The sequence below is a fragment of the Pimelobacter simplex genome (assembly GCF_900114845.1).
GTDB classification, from domain to species: Bacteria; Actinomycetota; Actinomycetes; order Propionibacteriales; family Nocardioidaceae; genus Nocardioides; species Nocardioides simplex.
Window position 1 is genome coordinate 282,145 of record NZ_FOUK01000004.1, and the last position, 21,083, is coordinate 303,227.

18 protein-coding genes are annotated in these 21,083 nt (G+C 65.9%); 13 read left to right on the forward strand and 5 right to left on the reverse strand.

All coding sequences use genetic code 11. The features are described 5' to 3' along the window. Nucleotide 1: 1 nt before the first annotated feature. The gene (locus BM223_RS18190) at nt 2-880 is read right to left on the reverse strand and encodes an NgoMIV family type II restriction endonuclease (protein WP_200887037.1); all 879 of its coding nucleotides are present in this window, start codon (nt 878-880) and stop codon (nt 2-4) included. Nucleotides 881-977: 97 nt separating this feature from the next. On the opposite strand from BM223_RS18190, the gene BM223_RS18195 reads away from it, so the two are divergent. Next, on the forward strand, nt 978-2,117 hold the full coding sequence (locus tag BM223_RS18195; protein ID WP_038675755.1) for a DNA cytosine methyltransferase: 1,140 nt from the start codon (nt 978-980) through the stop codon (nt 2,115-2,117). A gap of 16 nt (nt 2,118-2,133) precedes the next feature. On the opposite strand, the gene BM223_RS18200 is transcribed toward BM223_RS18195, so the two are convergent. Together BM223_RS18200 and BM223_RS18205 are read right to left on the reverse strand one after the other, a co-directional pair. Beyond that, nucleotides 2,134-3,069, reverse strand: a complete 936-nt coding sequence (locus BM223_RS18200; protein WP_170222540.1) for a NaeI family type II restriction endonuclease — start codon at nt 3,067-3,069, stop codon at nt 2,134-2,136. Nucleotides 3,070-3,170: 101 nt separating this feature from the next. After that, nucleotides 3,171-4,772, reverse strand: coding sequence for a sigma-70 family RNA polymerase sigma factor (locus BM223_RS18205; RefSeq protein WP_082003471.1), 1,602 nt, complete (start codon nt 4,770-4,772; stop codon nt 3,171-3,173). A gap of 113 nt (nt 4,773-4,885) precedes the next feature. Here BM223_RS18205 and BM223_RS18210 point away from each other — a divergent pair, with 113 nt between their 5' ends. From BM223_RS18210 to BM223_RS18245, 9 genes are all read left to right on the forward strand, one after another. Beyond that, complete coding sequence (locus BM223_RS18210; protein WP_052138057.1) at nt 4,886-6,508, forward strand: nuclease-related domain-containing DEAD/DEAH box helicase; 1,623 nt, start codon at nt 4,886-4,888, stop codon at nt 6,506-6,508. Further along, the gene (locus tag BM223_RS18215) at nt 6,505-9,747 is read left to right on the forward strand and encodes a helicase-related protein (protein ID WP_038675758.1); all 3,243 of its coding nucleotides are present in this window, start codon (nt 6,505-6,507) and stop codon (nt 9,745-9,747) included. Before BM223_RS18210 ends, BM223_RS18215 begins: the two co-directional genes overlap by 4 nt. Beyond that, nucleotides 9,747-11,618 carry a DUF1998 domain-containing protein gene (drmB, locus tag BM223_RS18220; RefSeq protein ID WP_038675760.1) on the forward strand — a complete coding sequence of 624 codons (1,872 nt, stop codon included), beginning with the start codon at nt 9,747-9,749 and terminating at the stop codon, nt 11,616-11,618. The genes BM223_RS18215 and drmB overlap by 1 nt, the downstream gene beginning before the upstream one ends. Then, nucleotides 11,615-12,715 carry a DEAD/DEAH box helicase gene (locus BM223_RS18225; RefSeq protein ID WP_038675762.1) on the forward strand — a complete coding sequence of 367 codons (1,101 nt, stop codon included), beginning with the start codon at nt 11,615-11,617 and terminating at the stop codon, nt 12,713-12,715. The genes drmB and BM223_RS18225 overlap by 4 nt, the downstream gene beginning before the upstream one ends. Continuing rightward, nucleotides 12,712-14,499, forward strand: coding sequence for a hypothetical protein (locus BM223_RS18230; protein ID WP_038675764.1), 1,788 nt, complete (start codon nt 12,712-12,714; stop codon nt 14,497-14,499). Before BM223_RS18225 ends, BM223_RS18230 begins: the two co-directional genes overlap by 4 nt. Nucleotides 14,500-14,524: 25 nt before the next feature. Continuing rightward, a complete protein-coding gene (locus BM223_RS30195; RefSeq protein ID WP_335334111.1) occupies nt 14,525-15,010 on the forward strand; it encodes a DUF3644 domain-containing protein in 486 nt (161 codons plus the stop codon). 36 nt (nt 15,011-15,046) lie between these two features. Further along, nucleotides 15,047-15,442, forward strand: coding sequence for a hypothetical protein (locus BM223_RS29545; RefSeq protein ID WP_200887039.1), 396 nt, complete (start codon nt 15,047-15,049; stop codon nt 15,440-15,442). Between the two features lie 141 nt (nt 15,443-15,583). Continuing rightward, nucleotides 15,584-16,234, forward strand: coding sequence for a hypothetical protein (locus tag BM223_RS18240; RefSeq protein ID WP_200887040.1), 651 nt, complete (start codon nt 15,584-15,586; stop codon nt 16,232-16,234). A 105-nt stretch (nt 16,235-16,339) separates the two neighbouring features. Then, nucleotides 16,340-17,542 (forward strand): hypothetical protein, encoded by a 1,203-nt coding sequence (locus tag BM223_RS18245; RefSeq protein WP_052138059.1) that lies wholly within the window; start codon nt 16,340-16,342, stop codon nt 17,540-17,542. Between the two features lie 60 nt (nt 17,543-17,602). Here the strand turns inward: BM223_RS18245 and BM223_RS18250 are convergent, their stop codons facing one another. Continuing rightward, nucleotides 17,603-17,860, reverse strand: a complete 258-nt coding sequence (locus BM223_RS18250; protein WP_141267431.1) for a hypothetical protein — start codon at nt 17,858-17,860, stop codon at nt 17,603-17,605. A gap of 919 nt (nt 17,861-18,779) precedes the next feature. On the opposite strand from BM223_RS18250, the gene BM223_RS18255 reads away from it, so the two are divergent. Continuing rightward, entirely contained in the window at nt 18,780-19,163 is a 384-nt protein-coding gene (locus tag BM223_RS18255; RefSeq protein ID WP_075018670.1) for a hypothetical protein, read from the forward strand. 45 nt (nt 19,164-19,208) lie between these two features. Continuing rightward, nucleotides 19,209-19,928 carry a helix-turn-helix domain-containing protein gene (locus BM223_RS18260; protein WP_038675769.1) on the forward strand — a complete coding sequence of 240 codons (720 nt, stop codon included), beginning with the start codon at nt 19,209-19,211 and terminating at the stop codon, nt 19,926-19,928. Here the strand turns inward: BM223_RS18260 and BM223_RS18265 are convergent. Continuing rightward, on the reverse strand, nt 19,859-20,263 hold the full coding sequence (locus BM223_RS18265; RefSeq protein ID WP_038675771.1) for a VOC family protein: 405 nt from the start codon (nt 20,261-20,263) through the stop codon (nt 19,859-19,861). The two genes, BM223_RS18260 and BM223_RS18265, sit on opposite strands and share 70 nt — an antisense overlap. Nucleotides 20,264-20,394: 131 nt before the next feature. On the opposite strand from BM223_RS18265, the gene BM223_RS18270 reads away from it, so the two are divergent. Then, on the forward strand, nt 20,395-21,081 hold the full coding sequence (locus BM223_RS18270; RefSeq protein ID WP_038675773.1) for a DUF2306 domain-containing protein: 687 nt from the start codon (nt 20,395-20,397) through the stop codon (nt 21,079-21,081). The last annotated feature ends 2 nt before the right edge of the window (nt 21,082-21,083 follow it).

Sequence of the window (21,083 nt, forward strand, 5' to 3'; positions counted from 1 at the left end):
GTCAGAGTCTCTCGGCGTGCGCAACAAGTTCGTCGTAGTCGCGGACGCGCCGTTGCTCGACGAGACGGTTGAACACCGCCACGATGCGTTGGGACGTTCTGTCGGTCTTTCGGCCGTAGACGTCATCGACGGCAGCTTGCAGCGCGGGCAGATGCAGGTGGTAGACGCAGTCGACGTCCCCGGAACCGCCTCCCAGAAGGTTGAGCATGTACGGCCGAGGCTCCATCGTCACTGCTGCGAAGTGGGGCATGCGACCGCGACGGAGTGCAGAGAGCTTCGCGCCCTGAGATCTACAGTCTTGGGCGCGGTCAGTGCGCAGCGACCAATTGAGCGACAGGCCGATCTCGAGCTCGGGCAGGCGGGGCCGCTGATCCTGTGCGACGGCGACGTCCAGCTTCAGAAGCGATTCCGTTCCAATCTCGGCCAGGGCTGTCTGCCGAGCCTCGACCTCAGCCGAGGTCGCCCTCTCCACGTCCTCGATGAGTTGCTCGAGCCGGGTGACGGCGGCCGGCGGAGCAATGACCCGCTTCCTTGCTTCCGCCGTCAGGCGTCGCCAGGCCTTCTCGTACGCCGCAGACGGTTCGACGGCAATGTCAGCGAGGGCACCCACGTGGCGATACTGCTGGAAGGTGTTCACCACGCCTTCGGGAGCAACAAGCAGTCCGTGACCCGAGGCACTCAGCCGCGCCGCGAGGTCCGCAGCCACCCTCTGAGCGAACGGCAGTCCTGTCTCGTCCTGTCCAGGGGTGTCCCGCCGAACGCCGAGAGCGTCGAACAGAGCGAATCCCAGTGCGACGGAATCGGACTTGGTCTTGTCCGATGTGTTCGGCTTGCCGTGGTCGCGGTAACCGCACAGGTCCTTGGCGAATGGGGCTGGCACAGATGTGACCCTAGCTCCGGAGCAACGGACCACCCTCTCCACGTCCCACATCGGCGTTGCTTCCGGAAATGTCGGCCCTCGAACGTACGATCGAGCCATGACCACCGCCAAGCCCACTACCATCGACCTGTTCGCCGGGTGCGGAGGCATGACGGTCGGGTTCGCTGATGAAGGCTTTCAGCCGGTTCTGGCGGTCGAGTGGGACCGCTACGCTGCGGCGACCTACGCCGCGAACTGGGGCGAGGATCACGTCATCCCCGGCGACATCGCTGAGGTGGCGAAGAACCAGATCCCGGTCGCCGACGTCATCATCGGTGGCCCGCCGTGCCAGGGGTTCTCCAACCTGGGTCTGAAGCGCCTCGACGATCCGCGTAACCAGCTCTGGCGCGAGTACGTGCGCTTCATCAGGACCGCGAAGCCGCAGGTTTTCGTGATCGAGAACGTCGACAGGTTCGCGAAGTCGCCCGAGTTCGCGATGCTCCAGGCGGAGATCGATCACGGGCTGCTGAAGAACTACGAGATCTCCTACGGCGTCCTCAACGCCGCCGATTACGGCGTCTCGCAACGGCGACGACGCACGATCATCATCGGCTCACGTGTCGGCAGGATCGAGTTGCCGGAGCCGACACATGCTCGTGAGGCGGCCTCGGGCCTGAAGCCCTGGCGCACCGTTCGTGACCGAATCGAGGGGCTTCCCGCACGTCCTGACACCACGGAGCTTCCGCAGTCGGTGACCTCCTTCTTCGGCGAGCCGATGCCCGGGGTGTTCAAGGGTCTCGACATCCACTTCCGTCGAGACCCGCGTCAGCTGTCCCTCGACCGGTACTCGTACGTTCCGCCGGGCGGCGGCCGCTTCGACGTTCCGCCCGAGTTGTTGCCTCGTTGCTGGCGAGAGAAGGCCACCGGCACCACGGACGTCATGGGCCGAATGCGCTGGGACTTCCCGTCGCACACCATTCGTACGGAGTTCTTCAAGCCGGAGAAGGGTTCCTACCTGCACCCGCAGTGGGAGGCCGGCGTCCAGGACCGTCGTGAGGAGCGCCTGTACGTGCGGGGCAATCCACGCAAGTCGGTGAACCGCGTCGTCACCCACTACGAGGCGTCATTGATCCAGGACTTCCCGGAGGCCTACCAGTGGGTCGGACCGAAGATCGCGATCGCCAAGCAGATCGGCAACGCTGTACCGTCCGGCCTGGCTCGGGCGATCGCTCGACACATCAAGCCCTACATCGCCTGAACCCTCAGTTGCGGCGTCAGCCGCCGGTTCGCTCCATCATGGCCTTGGCGGCTTCGTAGTCTTCGCCCAGCGTTTTCGGACGGACTGCGACCCAGGCGTCACCTGACAGGTCGAAGCCATGTTTCTGCGCCAGTTCGCGCTGAGGCGTCCAGGTCCCCATCAGTACGACCAGCTCGTGGTTGAAGAAGACGTCTGGCTTCGCCTGTCGCGCGCGTCGCAAAGGGTCTTTAGCCATTGCGGCGACGGTCTCGATTGCTACTCGCGGGATGACCACCTCCGGCAGGTAGCCGAAGAGTGACGTCACCCTTCGCTTGATGCCTACCCGAGCAGCGAATACGACATCGAGCTGCTCGGGACTGAGGTCCTTCAGGGGGTTCCGCGGGAGCGGTGTCCAGCCCAGCACAGGGATGCCGTACTCGTCGCGTGCGTCAGCGCGGATCGTGCGCTTCGAGTCCTGGTTCTGACCCTCGTTCAGCCATCGCCTGTGAGTACGCATCAAGAACACCCTGAAGCGATCTCTCCGCGAATCGACCTGGGTCAGGAGACAGATCTCGCACTGGCCCTCACGCGGGATGGCCCAGTTGCCACCGATGGTCGCCTTCAACTCGACGGGGATGCCGACGATCGTGGTGTCGAGCGGCCGTTCCTTGGGCAGCCCGAACGCCTCGAGGATTCGGTATTGGAGCTTCACGCCTACGGTCCGCCGCTCGTCCGAATCGACCTCGGGGGAGTCGAGGTCGAATCGGAAGGTCCGAGCGCCGTCGAGAACGTACTCGATGGCTTCGACAACTGCGCCCGTCATCAGCTGCCCGACGGGGGTGCTCCTCAGCCAGGCGAGGACCTGCTGCACTTCGACATCGTCGTCCGGGTGCAGGATCTGGTGCACGACACCAGTGCGATCCGAAATGCACTCGTCGCCGGGTTGAGCAAGCGGCGGCTGTTCGCGAGGCACCATAGGAACCTATCGGCAAGACCACCCGCGCATGCCCAAAATAGCAGCAGCGGACGCGTCAGGCGGCGTGACGAGCCGGTTCGTGGGCCCACGTTCGCCGGCTAAAGGTCCTCAAACATCCAATGGGGGATGTCAGGAAGTACCTTCGGGTGACTGGAACCGCCGCTGGGGGCCGACGGTGAACGCTCCGCGCTGCGAGTCGGCTGCGCCAGGGCGGCCCTTGTCTGGTCCTGCGCATGGCCGAGCTCGGCGCGCTCGATCCTTCGAGCCTCGCCACCACACCGCGGACAGGTCCAGGACTCTGGCACGGTGGCCGCAATATGGAGCGTGAGATCGAACGTGTGGAACTGCCAGCACCGATACCAGACCGCTTGACGAGGGGCGTATTCGCTGGGCTCATATGCGAGTACCTGCCCCGCGACGTAGCTCCCGCGATAGTCCTTGAGGACCTTGCTCCTGGACGGATGCTCCAGCTTGAGCATCGTCTTTTCCTGGATCTGGCGGACTCGCTCACGGGTCACGCCGTAGACCTTGCCGATCTCTTCGAGCGTCTTCTCCTGACCATCGGTAAGTCCGAACCGCATCGAGATGACTCCGGCTTCGCGCTCGCTCAATGTGTCCAGCACGGCATGGAGCTGCTCCTGTAGGAAGACGAACTCGAGTTCGTGAACCGGATTGAAGCTGTCGTCCCCGAGGTCAAGCAGATCGCCAAGTGTGGCCTCGCCCTCCGGACTAACAGGCAGGTCCAGTGAGAGGGGCTCGAACCGGCCCAGTCGGATTGCTTCGCGAACCTGATCGTCCGTGAAACCGGTGGCGAGTGCGAGCGCATGGACCGAGGGCGGTTCTCCGTCCACGGTCAGGCGGTCACGAGTGCGCCAGACCTTCTGAAGGCGCTCGACCATGTGAACTGGGAATCGGATCAGACGTGCGTGGTCGGCGATTCCGCGAGTGATCGACTGACGGATCCACCAGGTCGCGTACGTCGAGAACTTGAAGCCGGCCGTCGGGTCGAACTTCTCCACAGCGCGGATCAGACCGAGAAATCCGAACTGGGCCAGGTCTTCGTAGGCCATGCCCGTCGCGGGGTACTTCTGCGAGATCTTGTGTACCAGTCGCTGGTTGTGCAGGAAGAGCGCCTCGGCTGCATGCCGCGCTTCGCCGGTGAGTTCCCCGAAGACCACATCGCTGGTAACCGCGCGTGCGCCACCACGCATCAGCAGCGCGAGTCCGACCTCGAGCTCCGCCGTGAGGAGCCGCTTGTGGCGCTGGCGTTCCGAGATGAGGGCGTCGGTCGACAGCAGTCGCCGGGCCGCGGCGAGTGCGGCCGCGCGGTGATCACTTCCACTCGCCGCGAGAGCCTCGTTACTGCGAGGCATTGCTGGCGGTGTTGTGACATCCGCCCGTGCGGTTTCACCAATCCAACTCGCTTTCGAGATCCCCGCGGCCGTTGCCTCTGAATCGGCGCGCGTCGGCTGTGGGTGGGCGGCTTCGCTGAGCGCTCCAACTTCAGGCGACTCCGCAGGCGCATCCTCGGTGATAGCGACGCCGACCTTCGCGAGCATCCGTTCGACGTCCGCACGGACCGATTCGGCGGGGACGGATCCCGCGCTCAGGACGCGTTCCAGGCGTGAGCGTCGGAGTTCGTCGTCACGGATCAGCGGTCGTAGCCGTGCCAGCACGTGTCCGACGTACTCGAGATCCACGCCCAGCGCCCTCCTTTCTATTCACCGGTGATCCTTGTGTCTCTCAATCTAGGGACGGGGTCCGACAGTTTCCGGCAGGATGTCACGCGGCGTATGGAGCGGGGAGCAGTTCGATGAAGATGGTTCCGCCAGAACTCGGCGCGGAGGAGGTCACCACCTCCGAACGCCGGGTATTTGAGGCCTTGGCGTGCAGCCCGCTCAGCGGTGCTGCATTGCACTCGCTGAACTTGCCGGACCACGAATACAAGCTGACGGCCGAGCTCGACTTCGTGCTGATCCTCGACGACCTGATCCTCGCGGTCGAGGTCAAGGGCGGGCAGGTCTCGTGCCGAGATGGTTTATGGACTTACAGCGACCGGGCCGGACACCGCCGGACGTCCCGCGAAGGTCCGTTCAAGCAGGTTCAGACCGCGATGTATGCCCTGCGGGAGCGTCTGAAGGAGCGCCTCGGCATCGAGATCAACGACGTGGCGTTCGGTTATCTCGTCATCACGCCGGACGTAGATCTTGCGGGCAGTTTCGAGTGGGACGAGGAGACCCACTGCGGCAGAGGGCCGTTCAACCGCGGCATTGAGAAGGCGGTCGATCGAGCGCGCAGATACTGGCTCGGCAAGCAGCCGAACAAGTTTCCGATCGGCAAGGAACTGAACGCTCGGATCATGCAGGATCTTCGGCCATCGTTCGACCGCTCACCGCTTCTCGACGCTCGGGCAACCATCCTCGACGCGGCGATGGTCCGCCTGACCGATGAGCAATACGCCCGGCTCGACCTGATCAGTGATGAGCCCAGGGTCATCTGCAGCGGCGGTGCCGGTACCGGCAAGACCTTCCTCGCGGCAGAGGTGGCGCGTCGGCAGTCGCTCCTCGGTCAGCGGGTGCTTTTTGCCTGCCGGAGCGAGGTACTGGCGGCGTTCGCATCGCGGATGCTCGCAGGGACAGCGGTCGAGGTCAGGGCGGCTTCGCAGTTGGGCTATGTGACGCCCTATGACGTGCTCGTGGTCGACGAGGCGCAGGACCTCATGACCTTCGAAAGCCTGGAGGATCTGGAGCAGGCGGTTGTCGGCGGCTGGGCGGACGGCCGCTGGACAATGTTCCTCGATCAGAACAGCCAGGCACACCTGTACGGCGACTTCGACCCAGACGCCTTGGCCTACGTCCAGTCGTTCGGACCGGTGAAGCCGTCGCTCAAGTTCAACTGCCGGAACACTCGTGAGATTGCCTTCCAGACCAGGGCATACACCGGCGCCGACACCGGAGTGGCAGCCGCCGGCACCGGCCCCGAGGTCGTCTTCGTCGCGGTCGACGACCAGGAGGCCGAGCTGGCCGCCCTTGAGAAGCACCTGCGTTCCCTCGCGGAGCAAGAGGTAGCCCAGGAGCACATCACCATCGTGTCGCTGCGGGGCGACTGGGAGACCTCGGTCGCCAAGAGTCTTCGTGCTGCTCGGAAAGGACGCCTGACGCAGATGTCGCCGGCCCTCGCCTCGGTGTGGCCCGGTGGAGGCATGACCTGGTCATCTGCCGTGGACATCAAGGGGATGGAGAACCGTTTCGTCTGCGTGGTCGACATCGACTCAGTCGCCACTCAGACAGAGCTGGATCTCCTGTACGTCGCCCTGAGCCGCCCGCGGGCGGGTCTCTGGGTGGCGACCTCGCCCCAGGTCACGGAGCAGCTCGGCGAGCTGTTAAAGCAGCACCTCGACGGTGCAATGGACGCATACAAGAAGGCAGCCGTATGACCGACCTGACTCAGACCAGAGACGACTTCGTGGCCTACGTCAGGCGGCAGCTCGTCGGCCCCTTCGACGGGCCGGCAGAGATCATCTTCGATCCGCCGAACCGGCGTTACCTCATGGGCATCCTGTTCCCGCGTCAGGTCGCCTTCGAGGGCTACGTGGAGGCCGAAGGCGAGGAGCGCGACGAGACCTCCGTCACCGACACGGGCGAAGAGAGTCAGTTCAGCGACGACCCGGTCTCGGCGGCCAACGACTTCCTGCCTGCCTCTCAGGGGCTGTCGTTCTTCACGACGGCGCCTGAGCTCACCGTGCGGGCCCGTGCCGCCGAGTACGAGACGCTCACTGGCGCCGTCGCCGAAGAGGCGCTCAAGGAACTGTCGGTTCAGGGTCGGGCGACGGAGGAACTCGAGGAAGAAGATCCACGGCAGAAGGCCAAGGGCTCCTCGAGGATCTGGCGTCGCCACCAGTTGGATGAGGCCACCGTCAAGGTGAGCGCCACCGACAAGGAGCCCACCAAGGTCTGGGGCGACAAGGCAGAGGTGCATGTCCGCTGGCGCAGCTACCCGCATGGCTCGCTGGTCACGATCACACTGGTCAACGCGCGCAAGGCGGATGACGAACGGCCGGAGCGTCACTGGGACGACATGCTCATGCAGGTCGAGTTCGACGTGACGGTGCCGGCTGGTTTCCAGGTGCTGGAGTACCCGAGCGTTGCACTGGCATCTCATGATCCTGAAGAAGACGAGCTCCGCCTGATCCACCGCGACGCCAAGGTCTACGCGATCGGGCATGGGTGCTCCCCAGAGTGGTCGACCACTGACGGCGTCGTGTCCGCGGTGCGGTCCGAGGTGATGCCGTCGCACGTCGTGCCGCGGGTCAGTGCCGACGGTGACGCTGCGCAGGCGTTAGACGTCGCCTGGCTGGCCGACGAGGCGATCTCGGCGGATGTCCTGCAAGCCGAGCTGAACGCGTTCATCGATCCGTACGAGGACTGGATCGGCAAGGTCACGAAGAAGGCAGCCGGACTCGACGAGCACTATCGGGGAGCCACTACCTCGATCATTCAACGTCTGGAGCGTGCACTGGAGCGCATGCGCGACGGGGCCCGCGTCTTCACGGACCACCCAGACCGGGTCAAGGTCCTCCAAGCATTCCGTCTGGCCAATCGCGCGATGCTGATCCAGATGCGCCACAGCCAGAAGGACATGGCGGGCTCTCGCCGACCGCTCGGCGCGGCTCCCGACATGCCCACGACATACGGGCCGGGCGCGAGCTGGCGACCTTTCCAGCTCGGCTTCTTCCTGACGACGCTGCGTGGCCTGGTCGACGACCAGCACGACGATCGCGAGGTCGTCGACCTGATCTGGTTCCCGACCGGTGGAGGCAAAACCGAGGCCTATCTGCTCGTCGCGGCGTTCGAGATCTTCCGTCGCCGCTTGGTGCTCGGTGACACGGGGGGTGGCACTGCCGTCGTCAGTCGGTACACGCTGTCGCTCTTGACCGCCGATCAGTTCAAGCGCACGGCTTCCACCACGGCCGCGTGCGAGTACCTGCGCCGCCAGCGCCCCGATCTGGGCGACGAGCCGATCTCGGTCGGACTCTGGGTCGGCAAAGCGACATCGCCCAACAGGTATGCCAAGGCACGTGAGCGCTTCGAGGAGTTGCGGGATGCCGGCGAGACGGACGAGCGGTTCCTGCTCGACCGCTGCCCCTGGTGCGGCACCGAGATCGTCCCGCGCGAGCACCGTGAGGACGACGCCCTCTACGGAATCACGTCGACCGACCGCTCATTCGCGTTCAATTGCCCGTCGACCAAGTGCGAGTTCCACGAGCAGATCCCGGTGCAGGTCATCGACGACGGACTCTACGACGCGCCCCCGACGTTCCTGCTGGGGACGGTCGACAAGTTCGCGCAGCTCGCGTGGGTGGCCGAGTCCGGTGTGCTGTTCGGTCGTAGCGCAGGAAACCGCCCGCCGACCCTGGTCATTCAGGACGAGTTGCACCTGCTGACTGGACCGCTCGGCACCACCGTCGGTCTGTACGAGGCCGCGATCAATCTGCTGTGCGAGGTCGATGGCCGTCCGCCGAAGGTCATCTCAAGCACGGCGACGATCAGGCGCGCCTCCGCGCAGATCATGGGCCTCTTCGGGCGGCAGGTCGACCTGTTCCCGCCGTCGGGAATCGACGCCGACAATTCCTACTTCGCACGTCCCGACGAGGAGACACCGGGGCGGCTCTACGTCGGCATGATGGCGCAGGGTCACACATCAGACACTGCCGTCGTGCATTCCGGCACGGCGCTGCTGCAGGCGCCGGTGGATCTTGGTCTGTCAGGGGACGCCCAAGACGCCTACTGGACCGTGGTGGCATACCACAGCTCGCTCCGTGAGCTCGGCCGAACCGTCACCATCGCGCGCGACGATATCAATGCCCGACTGGGCAGCCTGGTCGTCGGCCGGCCCCGCCGCGAGTACGACGTCGAGGAGCTGTCGTCGTCTGTGCCGCGTGCCTTGCAACCCCGCTTGTTGGAGCGCCTCAATCTCCCGGTGTCGAGCGGCTCGGTGATCGACTTCCTCGCCAGCACCAACATGTTGTCGGTCGGTGTCGATGTTTCGCGTCTCGGTCTGATGCTTGTGAACGGGCAGCCCAAGGCGACGGCCGAGTACATCCAGGCCACCAGCCGAGTCGGTCGCTCGACGGCTCCGGGTCTGGTCTTCGGGCTATTCCGCTCAACCAAGCCGCGCGATCGCTCGCACTACGAGAATTTCCGTGCCTTCCACTCGGCGCTGTATCGCCACGTGGAGCCCACGAGCGTGACGCCGTACTCGCCACCGTCGCGTGACCGCGCTCTCCACGCCGCACTGGTCATCCTGGCCCGCCATCGCCTGGGCATGCAGTCGGACGGGAGCGCGGGCAAGATCCTGGACCGACGGTCTGAGGTCGAGCACATGGCCGCCAAGCTGGTCGACGTCGTCGAGCGCGTCGAGCCCCGTGAGAAGCAGGGCGCCCAGCAGTACCTCGACCACTTCATCGAGGACTGGGTCGAGCGCGCTGAACGGGCCGACGAGGAGAGCAAGCTTCTGTACTACGAGCCCAACGGCAAGGGTCAGATCAACCTGATCCGTCCGTTCAACACCAAGGCGGTCGGCTGGCAGACGCTCGGATCGATGCGCAACGTGGACATGGAGTCGCTCATCGAGGTCGCGCGCAGCGGCGGCGGCCCGGCCGCCAAGGGGGATTGATGCAACGCAAGATTCGGCAGTCGCAGACCATCGTCCCATTCGGTGTCGGCGCCATCTTCGATCTCCAAGGTGAGTCGTTAGTCGCGTGTGACACCTTCCGCTGGGGTCCGCGCGGTGAACGGATCCAGAGTGATCGACTCGCCGCTGTCCTCGGTGTGTCGGAGTTTCGCGCCGCACCGGCCGTCGCCAGTAACGCTTGGGCTGCTCCGTCCGCAGGTGTGCCTTACGCCCGCTTCCCAGCGTGGCTGTTCTGCCAGAGGTGCCGACGCATGACCCGCTGGTCGCGGGCGCTCGAGCAATCGGACAAGGCGCCGACCTGCGGAAGCTGTCCCGGCAAGAAGCAGCTTGTGCCCATGCGCTGGATCCAGATCTGCCCGAACGGGCATATGGACGATCTGGACTGGAAGCGATGGGCGCACTCACGCAACACCAACCCCGAAGCGCGGCAGTGCCAGAAGGACAACCTGTTCTTCGAGTCCGTCTCGGGCAAGGGAGCCGGTGGTCTCGACACGCTCCAGGTCCACTGCCACAGCTGCCACAGCCGACGGAACCTGATGGGCATCACGAGCAAGGGATCGCTCAAGTCGATCGGCGTGACCTGCATCGGCCGGCAGCCCTGGCAGCGCTGGGACGAACGCGCGGACTGCGACGAGGTGCCGCTGGCAGTCCAGCGGGGCGCTTCCAACGTCTACTTCCCACTGGTGCACTCGTCGATCGAGATCCCCAACGCCTCACGGGCAGACTCCCAGAGCGAGAAAGCCCTCGCGATCAAGGCGGACGACTTCTTCCGGCCTCTGCTGGGCGTCAACGAGGACGCCCCGATGTTCGACATGATGGTCGAGACCCTGGCCAAGGCGCACGACATCACGCCTGAGTACGTCAAGGGCCTGGTCCGTGACGAGAAGCAGCGTGAGGCTGGCAAGGCCACCACAGTCGACGCGACGCCGGGTGACCTCCTGGGAGAGGAATGGGCTGCCTTCCTGACGGAGCTCGACAACTCCGACGACCCGCACTTCCGTACCCGGCACGTCGACCTTGTGCAAACCAAGACCAAGGTCACCTCGCTCCTGGCTGATCGCCTCGACAAGGTGGTGCTGGCCGACCGTCTCCGCGAAGTGCGAGCCCTCGAGGGGTTCCATCGGGTCACCCCGGCGGGTAGCGACAAGCTGGTGCCCGTGGCACTCAACCACAAGGCCACGGTCGACTGGCTGCCCGCCATCGACGTGCGCGGCGAGGGCATCTTCCTTTCGCTGGACGAGGGACGCCTGGCTGTCTGGGAAGAGCAGGGCGCAGTTCGTGATCGCGTCCTGGAGCTGGAGAAGCGCCTCAACGCGTCGTTCATGGAACCGCGACTGCGTGAACGGACCGGCCCCATTCTGGCGCCCCGGTACGTCCTGCTGCACACGCTCGCCCACCTGCTGATTCGTCGGCTGGCGTTCGAGTCCGGCTATGCCGCCACAAGTCTCCGCGAGCGCATCTACGCCCGGAGTGCGGCGGATCCAGGCGGCGCTTCCAAGCAGGCGGGCATCCTGATCTACACCGCCGCCGGGGACTCGGAAGGCACGCTGGGCGGTCTGGTGCGCCAGGGTGAGCCGCCGCAGCTGCAGGGCACAGTGCTGGAAGCCCTGCAGGACGCCATGTGGTGTTCGTCCGATCCGCTCTGCAGCGAGAACCTTGCCTCGACGTTCGCCAGCCTCAACTTCGCGGCCTGTCACGCCTGCACCCTGGTCGCAGAGACGAGCTGCGAAAGCGGCAACTACCTCCTCGACCGGGTCCTCGTCGTTGGGAGTGGCAAGGTGCCCGGCTTCTTCCAGGATGTGCTCGACGCAGCCGTCGAAGCAGCCGGAGAAGGGATCCGAGGGATCTCGTGAGACTGCCGGCTTTCGAGGACCTCTCCAAAGAGCAGGACCTCATCTACAACCTCGACTTGGATGGCAACTACCTCGTCTCCGGCCCACCGGGCACGGGCAAGTCGGTCATGGCGCTCTACCGAGCGCAGGTGCTGACCTTCGACGACCGTGAGCCGGCCCTGCTGATGTACAACAACGTGCTCCAGCAGTACACCGCGCAGGCGGCCGACACCCTCGAAGTCGCCGGCTTCGTGCGGACTTTCCACAGCTGGATCTGGCAATTCTGGCGCGAGCACTTCAAGCAGCAGCCACCGACGCTGGAGGGCAACTCCTATGCGCACGACTGGGCTGAGATGACCCGCCAGTTCTTCGCGTCGCCACCAGACCCCGGCACCCTCGCCGACCTCCTCGTCGACGAGGGGCAGGATCTGTCGCTCGGTTTCTTCCGGCTGACGCGATTCTTCACGAAGAACATCACCGTCTTTGCTGACGAGAACCAGCAGCTGTCAGAGCAGAACACGACTCTCGACGAGATCGCGAAGGCCATCAGCGCCGACGAGCAACTCGAACTGAAGCGGAATTACCGCAACACGGCTGAGATCGCTGCAGTGGCAGCGAAGTTCTACTCGGGCACACCCACGGGCATCCCAGCGTTGCCGACTCGGCACGGTGAGAAGCCGACCTTGCGCCGGTACGACTCGGACGCCGACCTGGCCGACTTCGTCGCACGCTACGTCAAGGCGCGCAACAACCTGACGATCGGCATCGCCTGCGAGAACAAGCGAATGCAATTCCGACTGCTGCGCCTCCTTGAGGAGCGCAAGTTGCCGGTGCCAGTGCAGATGTACGCCTCGGGTGACAAGCAGCACAAGACGCTCGACTTCGATGTCCCCGCCGTGACCATCGTGAACTTCCGTTCGCTCAAGGGCCTTGAGTTCGACACGCTCTTCGTGCCCGAGCTGCAGCAGCACTCCGCTGACCCGACGTCGGCGGCAACGAGGATGATGTTCTACGTGGTTATGTCCCGCGCTAGGGACGAGCTGCATCTTTCTTACAGCGGTAGTGGGGGACTTCCGCCGATCCTCAGCGACGTGAAAGGCCTGGTGCGCGGACTGTGACCGAGGACGATCAACTTCCATTCGATGGTCCGAGCGACGAACAGCAGAACCAGCCCACGCTCAACGCCCGGGACACGTCCGCCGAGGCGGATGTCGCGTCGAGCGCCAGGGATCGTGACGACCACTCCGACGAGTCGGTGGAAGTGAATGCGCCAGCGTCAGAGGAACCAATCGCCGATCGATCCGAGCAGCCGCCGACGCCTGGGGAGTACGACGTCGCGGCGCAGCCGTCCGCGTCCGGGACCGTCCTGACTGGGACGAGCGAGTCATCCGCTACCGGCGCCGCGGTGAGCGAGTCTGCCGTTCCCGCTCAGACGCGCTACTTCCTGACCAACCGGATGAACCTCAACGGCATTCTGAGTTCCCGGCTCGTGGCGCCCCGCGAGTCGTTCCAGAAGTACTACACCGATCTTCTTCAGCAGACACCCGGCTGGGTTCCACTTCTCCGAGACGCACCGACCCCTGCGCAGATCGAAACGGTGACCAGCGAACGGGGCGCAGGCGCACCGGTGCTGGTGGAGTTCCCGCTCGATGTCCTCGGGAAGGTGAGGTCGGACGCCCCGGTTGTCTACGTGCCCGCGGTCGCCTTGTCAGAGGCCGTGGCGATCCACCTTCCGTCCGAGCGAGACCTACGCGAGCACCGCGCTCGCGGCTACAGCAACGTCCATCCGCACGACCAGCTCCTGCGAGTGACGCCCGAGCTGTTCCAGTCGGACGCCTCGGATGTAATCACTCTCAGCCCGGCGAGCCCGGCAGCTGCTGTCGACTGGCGCAGTGTCGACCGAATCCGTGGAGCCATCAACGCCGCGTTCGCATCGGTCAGTTCCGGCGAGCAGCTGGTTCTTGCGGCTGCGCTGCTCGGCGCCACCAAACTGCCGGCCGCCGTGAGTGTGCCCGCGTGGTTCGGATGGCTCGATCTCGACGATCACGCCGCCCCCGATGCTCGCCCCGAGCCCGACAACACGCGGCCGGACCACGTCGGGTTCAGGGCGGCCTATGACGTCCTGGGCGACCGAGACGTAAGCGAGGCATGGAGCCCAAATGAGGTGCTCGACGCAGTGGAGAGCCGCGTCCGCGAGGCCGGCTTGGCCGACGACGCGGCCGACGCGATGGTCCAGAACCTCGCCCGCGTGCGCTCGATCGTCAACGTCGAGGTCGACTTCGAGCCGTTCCGGCCGTCGGCCCGCGCTCTCGTCAGTGCCAAGGCGCTGCTCCTGGTTCTCCTGCGACAGGAACTCGATCAACTGCTCGGCTGGCCGGACGATGAGACTGGGGCTGACGACGTCACACGGGTCCTGGCAGCTGCTCTCGCTGGCCGGCTCCGCGGCCTGGCACGGGAATCGACTGAGCTGCGCTCGCTGGCGTTGGACGATCTGACCGCTGCGTGGGCAGTCCGCGTGGCTCACGGAGGACCGGCGTCGCTCGGAAAGGCACAGCTTGTCGCCAACAGTCGCGGCACCTCGCTGAAGATCAACGGCGTCGAGGTGGCCTCGCAGGGCGCCCTGTTGCCGGACCTGGTGTCGAAGTACCAGAAGACCGCGGAAGCAAAGAAGGAGTCACTCCGCATCAAGGTCTCCCGAGCGATGGGATGGCCGGTCGAGCACAGGGTGCGGATTCCAGCCGGCGCCTCGGTAGAGACAGACGAAGCTCTCATCACGATCGCAACGTCGCACGAGGTTGTCATGGACGTCGCCATCGACGAGGACGGTTTCGTTCACCGCCTCGAATCGCTAACGGGTGGCGAACGGCGACGCGCTGCGGAGGCGTTCGCAGCTCGGCGGTAGACCGACTGGACCGCACGGCCGCGAGGTGTCGCGTGGTCGCCACGCACCCTTGCCGCCATCGGGTGACAGTCGTTGTCCGTGGCGTGCTGCGCAGCGTGCTGGAACGACGAAGAGGCCTATCTGGAGGAGGCCGCAGCTCGATGAGTGCGCCGTACGTGTCAACAAGCGCCTCGCCGACAACTCGCTCTCGGCGATGCTGTCGGCGGTGGAGATCTACAACAAGCCGCAGATGACTTATCGCGACGAGGTCACCGTGATGCTCGTCGTGAACGCCTGGGAGCTGGCCCTCAATGCGACCCTGCGCCAGAAGAACCGCTCGATCTTCCATGCCAAGCAGCGTGGCGAGCGCTACCTGTCGATCGGGATCGACCACGCGCTCGGGCGCGTCACCGCAAACAACCTCCGGCCCGCTGACATCGACGGCCCTGCCGTGACGGCGACATCAAGGCGCTCACCGAGTACCGCGACCGCGCAATCCACCTTTACAACGCGAAGGATCTTGGCGCGGTGATCTATCCCTTCCTGCACGCAGGACTCGGGCGGTGACATGACGCGAGTCGCCACGGTCTACGACATCAACATGCAGTCCGTGAAGAAGATGTCGAGTGCGGACCTCGTCGTGGCGGTGTCGCCGACCGCAGACGGTCAGGTGGCGGTTCAAAGGACCGATCCGAACCAGACCCATCCGTACAGCGTTACTGAGCTGCTTAACAAGGTGAATGCGAAGCGAAAGGGGCGCAAGCTCACCAGCTACGACATCCAGGCGATCTGCTGGAAGGAGTCCCTGCGCGGCAACGCAAGGTACGCCTGGAAGCACAGCAACGGTGCCTCGCACGTGTGGTCCGGCGACGCGCTTTCGTACTTGGCATCGCTCTCCGACGAGCGCTACGACGAGGTTCGTACGAAGTACGGAGCTCACCTTCGGACCAAGGCCAGCAAGTGAGCATGCGGACCGACCTCTTCTCCGCGAGCTGGGCGGGTGGATCGGCTGGCGGACTTAACGAACCCGTGTGACGGGGACCCGGAAAGTGTCGGTGGTTACACCTAGCCTCTCGGCCAGGACCGCGAGAGAAGGAACCCGGACATGTCAGATCGCGTCGACGAAGCGCTCAAGCATCGCTACATCTACCTCCCGCGCGGTACGGATAAGGACACACTCGGTCTCGGCAAGCAGCTTGCGCTCGTGCTCGCCCGACGTCACGGCGCGCGGCTGACCGTCGTCACGGTCCAGAAGAACGGCGCCACCCATCATCCCGAACTGGCGAAACAGACCATCGTGACGGAGCGCAGCGGCAGCGTCGATGACGGCGGGGTCGTCCTCGCATGGTGTCCGCGCCACAAGACGATGGAGAAGCTGCACCACTTGAAGAAGAGCGTCGTCGTGCTCGTGGAGTGGATCCCAGGCGAGATGGAGGCCTGGGCCAAGCTCAACCAGGCCTACAACGTCGTCACGGGTGAGGTAATGGACGTTGCTTTGAGCGACCAGGCCACCCAGATCCTCGAGAGCATCGTGCGCGAGGGGTACAAGGGTTGGACCGACAGCATCTCCGAGCCGATGGTGCGCAGCTGGCTCGACGACCTCGCCGCTCTCGGCGAATACGACCGTGATCTGGTGCTTGCCTACGCGAGGCAGACGAAGTACGAGGCGAGCATCGAGCGCCTGGAAAAGATCATCGACAAGTTCACAGCGAGCCGAGGTGTCGCGCCCGACACTTCCCGTCGGTGGGAGTTGTGATCAGCCTTCGCCGCGCGGGCAGGAAGTGTCCCCGGTCGCCAGGGAATCTCCGTTGCCTTGCGCCGAGTCCGGATACGCTCGTGCCGCCGAAGGGAGAGCGTCGGGGTGTCTAGCGAAATCGAGTTGGCTAGTGACGGCGAGGGCGTCGTTGTTGTTGGCGATCGCGGAACCGTCGCGCGGTTTCTGGATGGAGCGGGTCTTGTCGAGCAGGCCCGCGAGTTCGCATTGGGCAAGCTCAGCATCACGCTCCGGGCGGGCTCTGACCTCGCCGAGGTGGCGTCCGGCATCGCGGAGCAGTCGGCGATGTACCTAAAGCTCACTCCTGAGTCCGCCCAGGCACTCAAGGACGCGGGTGGTCTCATGAAGACCAAGACCGGAGGCGTCAGCCACGCCATGCTTGGAGACCCCGGCCGAATCGGAAAGTGGCTTCAGGTGGAGGACGGGCCAGCGTCGTTGTTGACAAACCCTGCGGTCCTCTCCGGCGTCGGCGGCCTCATGAGCCAGCTCGCCCAGCAGGCCGAGGCGCAGGAGCTCAAGGCGCTGCTCCTCAGGATTGACGCCAAGCTCGATGACGTGCGACGCGATCAACGCGACGAGGTGCTCGCAAAGGTGGACCGCGCGGCTGTAGCCATCGAAGAAGCCATGACCATCCACGACCACGGCGGGGACCCCAAGACGCTGTGGACGAAGGTCAGCGGCGAGTCAGCCACAATCCTGGAAGTTCAGAACCGAGCCCTCCTCAAGCTGGGTGCGCTCGCGGAGAAGGTGCCGGACCTCAACCGACCCGGCCAGATCAAGAAGACGATGCGCGAACTCGAGCAGGAAGTGGGCTTGCAGCTCTCGATCCTGGCCCGGTGCTTCGAGTTGCAAGACCAGTTTCGGGTGGTCGAGCTCGACTTCGTGCTGGCTACGGCGCCCGAGAGCCTGGACGGACACCGCAGAGGTGTCGCCGAAGCCCGGGAGAACCGGAGAGCGAGCGTTCTGGAGACCACCGCACGACTCATGAGTCAACTGACAGCAGCGGGCGGAGTTGCGAATGACAACGTTCTCCTGCACTCGAGGGCGGTCAGCTCAGTCTTCGGATCGCTCGACAGGATCGGGGTGAGTGTCGACGAGTTCCATGCACCGTTGAGCATCGCTGCGACGGAACGTGCCTCCTTAACCGCGACCCCGTGGCGCGCCGCCCTGCGCGATTCGGCTCAGGTCAAGACGGCTGCGACCGAGGTGGGTCAGAAGGCAGCGGTCGTTGTTGGCGGGATCGCGCTGGTTGCTGTCGGCAAGGAGAAGTTTTCGAAGCCGGAAGCCTAATGTCGAACGGCCGCGAGCGATCCGAAGGCGTTGCTGACTCCCGTGCCGCGATGATGGGTCCTACAGAATTGATCTCCGACAACGTGACGTCCCGCAGCGGCATTGCGCCGAAGTGGGGAGGATCCGGCTCTCCAGCAGTGTGCGGTAGCCACGCATCGTGGCGGGCCGCAGACCGCGCTCGACGACGTACTGCTCGGCAAAGGAACCGACCGTGCTCCTCGCTTGCTCGCGCTCCCGGCTGGCCGCGGCGGCCTTGCGGTACTCCGGCGGACTCCACTCGTCGCGGTCGATCAGGGATCGCTCGCTGGCCAGCCACATCTCCGCATCCATCTTGGTCCGGAAGTTCCGGGAGGCCTCGTACCGTCCGGCATCGCGTACCTGGCCCGGTAGGACGGCCCGGTCGCGCCGTTGCGTCGTTCGAGCTCGCCAAAGCCTCGCCGTCGTGTCATTGCAGGTCCGTCCCGAGAGCGGCGAGGGAACGACCGTTCTAGTTAACCCCCCTGCCTTGGCAGCAGCACCATGGGGCTACTAGGGGGAAACGATGTCCGTTCTGGTCCTCGACCGTACTTCTCTGACCTGCGGTGGCACGCTCAGATCGACGAGTTTCCTGGTGCTCCGAGGCAGTTTGCAAGCAGGGGGTTAGGGGATTCGAACCCCCTGCCCCCTGCTGCCCCGGTGGCGCTACCACCGCAGTGGTGGAACTAGGTCCGAGAGCGCGGTCGGCTGACCGATTGGGCCCGGGCGCAGCGACGTAGTGCGCAAGATCGACGGACGCGCCGTCTTGCCCGCCGTGATGCGGCTGCCCGGTGCGGATCGCACAGTGTCTCCTTCAGCCCGTCGACGCGACGGGTCCGACCCAGGCGTCCGCACACCTCGCAGGTCCTCGCCGATGCGCTCATCGCGCTCCGGATGGCCATCTCAAACGGCCTGCGGGCACACACGTCAGAACTTGGTCTGGCCTCGTAGACGAGGCGTCCGCGGTCGCGACCGACGTACAGAAGCACGTAGTGCGGGTCGATCGTGGCCAAGGCGTTGTCGAGGCCTTCGATCAGGTCGTGCCAGCCTGCCCCGCACTCGATCGAGGCCGGCGCCTCCTCGATCCGCTCAGCGATCGCCTTAAGAGAGGCCATGGCACGTCCTTTCGAGTGGCTCCCAGTTTGGAAACTACGCTATAAATGGAAGAGCGTCAACGGTGGGTGTCGGCGTCTTCGCAGATCGTGCCTCCTAGGTTGGGGGGGTGCCGAAGCCGCGAACCACGATGCCTCGCCTGTTCCTCGAGCACCCGGACCTGTTCGGGCGCCCGGGCGACGTCCGCTGGCGCCAGCCCGCCTCTGCGGATGAGTACATCGGCCTGCGCGCTGCCGAGCTCCAGCACCACCTCTCGCTCGTCGTAGCTGATCGCGCTCGCACTTCCGGAGAACCGAACGGGCGGCTAGAGGAGCGTTCGGGGTTGGCTGCCGGCCGCCTGAGCAAGCTGCTTCGCGGTCATGGCCAGATGACGTTCCGTGACGTCATGGCAATTGAGGGAGCGCTCGGCCCGGTGCTCGCGGTGTTGGACTACCAACGGGTTCAGATTGAAGATGCGGTGCTACGGGAGCGGTTCACCGGCGAAGCCGTGTAGCAGGCGGCGCATTCAGATCTGTCGCCGTCCTGCCATCCTGACCCCATGTACGACGAGTCGCCGCTCACCCACGGCGCCGCTCTCTGGCAGTCGTACGACGCTCGCGCGGCGGTGATCCCCGCCGACGGCTGTGTCGACCTGATCCTGCGCGGCGACGCGGTCGACGTGGCGGGGCCGTCGACGCGGTGGATCGCGACGCTCGGCGACAGTCCGATCGGCACGCTCGGGGTGCGGCTGGCGCCGGGGACGGCGTGGAGGGCACTGAGGGTGGACCTGGCGGAGGTCAGTGACCAGCTCGTGCCGCTCGACGCCCTCGTCAGCCAGCACGAGGTGCGGCGGTGGCGGGAGGTGCTGCTGCGGACCCGGACGACGACGACCCCCGCGGGTGAGCTGGTCGAGGCCGAGCTGCGGCCGGCCGAGGCCTGGACCGGTGCCGCGAGGTTCCATGCGGCGAGGGCGGCCACTGCGGAGGACGTGGCGCGGGAACTCGGCTGGTCCGAGCGGACGTTCAGGCGCCAGATGCAGCGCAGCTTCGGGTACGGCTACGCGACCCTCGTCCGGATCCGCCGCGCCCAGCACGCCCACCGCCTGCTGACCGGCGGCACGACGCCCGCCGCCGCAGCGGCCGACGCAGGCTACGCCGACCAGCCGCACCTCTCCCGCGAGCTCCGCCGCCTCGCGGGGGTCAGCCCGGCTCAGCTCGTGGGGGCAAGCAGGGCGAACAGCTCCACCGAGTTCCCGTCCGGGTCGAGCAGCGTCGCGTAGCGCTGCCCCCAGAAGGCGTCCCAGGGGGCGATGTGGCCGGTGTGGCCGGCCGCGACCATGGCGGCGTACGTCGTGTCGACGGCGGCCGGCGTCTCCTGGTCGAAGGCGAGGGCGATCCGGTGCCCACCCGTCGGTACGACATAGGAGGGGTCGAAGCCGCGGATGGTGTCGACGGTGTCCCAGGCGAGGGCGGTGCCGTTCTCGAGCTGGGCGTCGACGTGGGGGGAGGCGGGGTCGACGTCGTCCGGGATCGGGACGCCGAGGTCGCGGTAGAACGCGAGCGAGGCGGTGAGGTCCTGGGTGACGATGCCGATGAAGCCGAGTCGGAGAGCCATGCCGGCCACGCTACGGGCGCGCACCGACGGCAGTCGTGAACAGAACGGCCACGCGCCTACCCGCCCTGGGGTACGCCGACCTCCCCGTCAGCGGGGACGTCCGGCCGGCCCGGCACCGCGAGGGTGGAGCCATGACCGCCACGCTCCCCACCCGTGAACCCACCAGGAGCCCCGGAGACAAGGGGTGGTGGGCGTGGTTCGCCCTCAGCTCGCTGGCGATCACCGTGCTCGCCGTCGGTCCCTACGCCACCGCCTCGCTCGCCCAGCTCAGCGCCGACGACCACGGCGTCGCGAGCAACTACGCCGACCGCGCGGCGTTCTTCCAGGCCGCGCTCTACGTCCACGCCGGTGCCGCCGGGTTGGCGCTGCTGCTGTCCCCCCTCCAGTTCGCAGCCCGCATCCGGCGCAGTAAGCCCCGCGTCCACCGCACCGTCGGCAAGGTCGTCCTCGCCGCGATCGCCGTGGCGGGCGTGGCCGGGCTGGTGCTGTCGTTCGTCAACGAGGCCGGCCTCATCGGGGTGATGGGCTTCGGCGGGCTGGCGCTCGCCTGGCTGGGATCGGCGACCTGCGCCTACCGGGCCGCCCGGCACCGCGACTTCACCGCCCACCGGCGGTGGGCGGTCCGCACCTTCGCCCTCACGTACGCCGGCGTGACGCTGCGGCTGCAGACGATCGTGTTCGTCTCGCTCCAGGTCGCGTTCGGTGCCGACGCGGCGGATGCCTTCGACCGGGCCTACTACGTCGTGACGTTCTCGTGCTGGGTCCCCAACCTGCTCGTCGCCGAGTGGTACCTGCGCCGCGCCGGCCGCGCCAGGTGATT

Coding starts and splice junctions, on each gene's coding strand:
- BM223_RS29545 (WP_200887039.1), top strand. CDS start 15,047: ATGACGCGAGTCGCCACGGTCTACGACATCAACATGCAGTCCGTGAAG.
- BM223_RS18250 (WP_141267431.1), bottom strand. CDS start 17,860: ATGTGGCTGGCCAGCGAGCGATCCCTGATCGACCGCGACGAGTGGAGT.
- BM223_RS18265 (WP_038675771.1), bottom strand. CDS start 20,263: ATGGCTCTCCGACTCGGCTTCATCGGCATCGTCACCCAGGACCTCACC.
- BM223_RS18260 (WP_038675769.1), top strand. CDS start 19,209: ATGTACGACGAGTCGCCGCTCACCCACGGCGCCGCTCTCTGGCAGTCG.
- BM223_RS18270 (WP_038675773.1), top strand. CDS start 20,395: ATGACCGCCACGCTCCCCACCCGTGAACCCACCAGGAGCCCCGGAGAC.
- BM223_RS18210 (WP_052138057.1), top strand. CDS start 4,886: ATGAAGATGGTTCCGCCAGAACTCGGCGCGGAGGAGGTCACCACCTCC.
- BM223_RS18215 (WP_038675758.1), top strand. CDS start 6,505: ATGACCGACCTGACTCAGACCAGAGACGACTTCGTGGCCTACGTCAGG.
- BM223_RS18195 (WP_038675755.1), top strand. CDS start 978: ATGACCACCGCCAAGCCCACTACCATCGACCTGTTCGCCGGGTGCGGA.
- BM223_RS18240 (WP_200887040.1), top strand. CDS start 15,584: ATGTCAGATCGCGTCGACGAAGCGCTCAAGCATCGCTACATCTACCTC.
- drmB (WP_038675760.1), top strand. CDS start 9,747: ATGCAACGCAAGATTCGGCAGTCGCAGACCATCGTCCCATTCGGTGTC.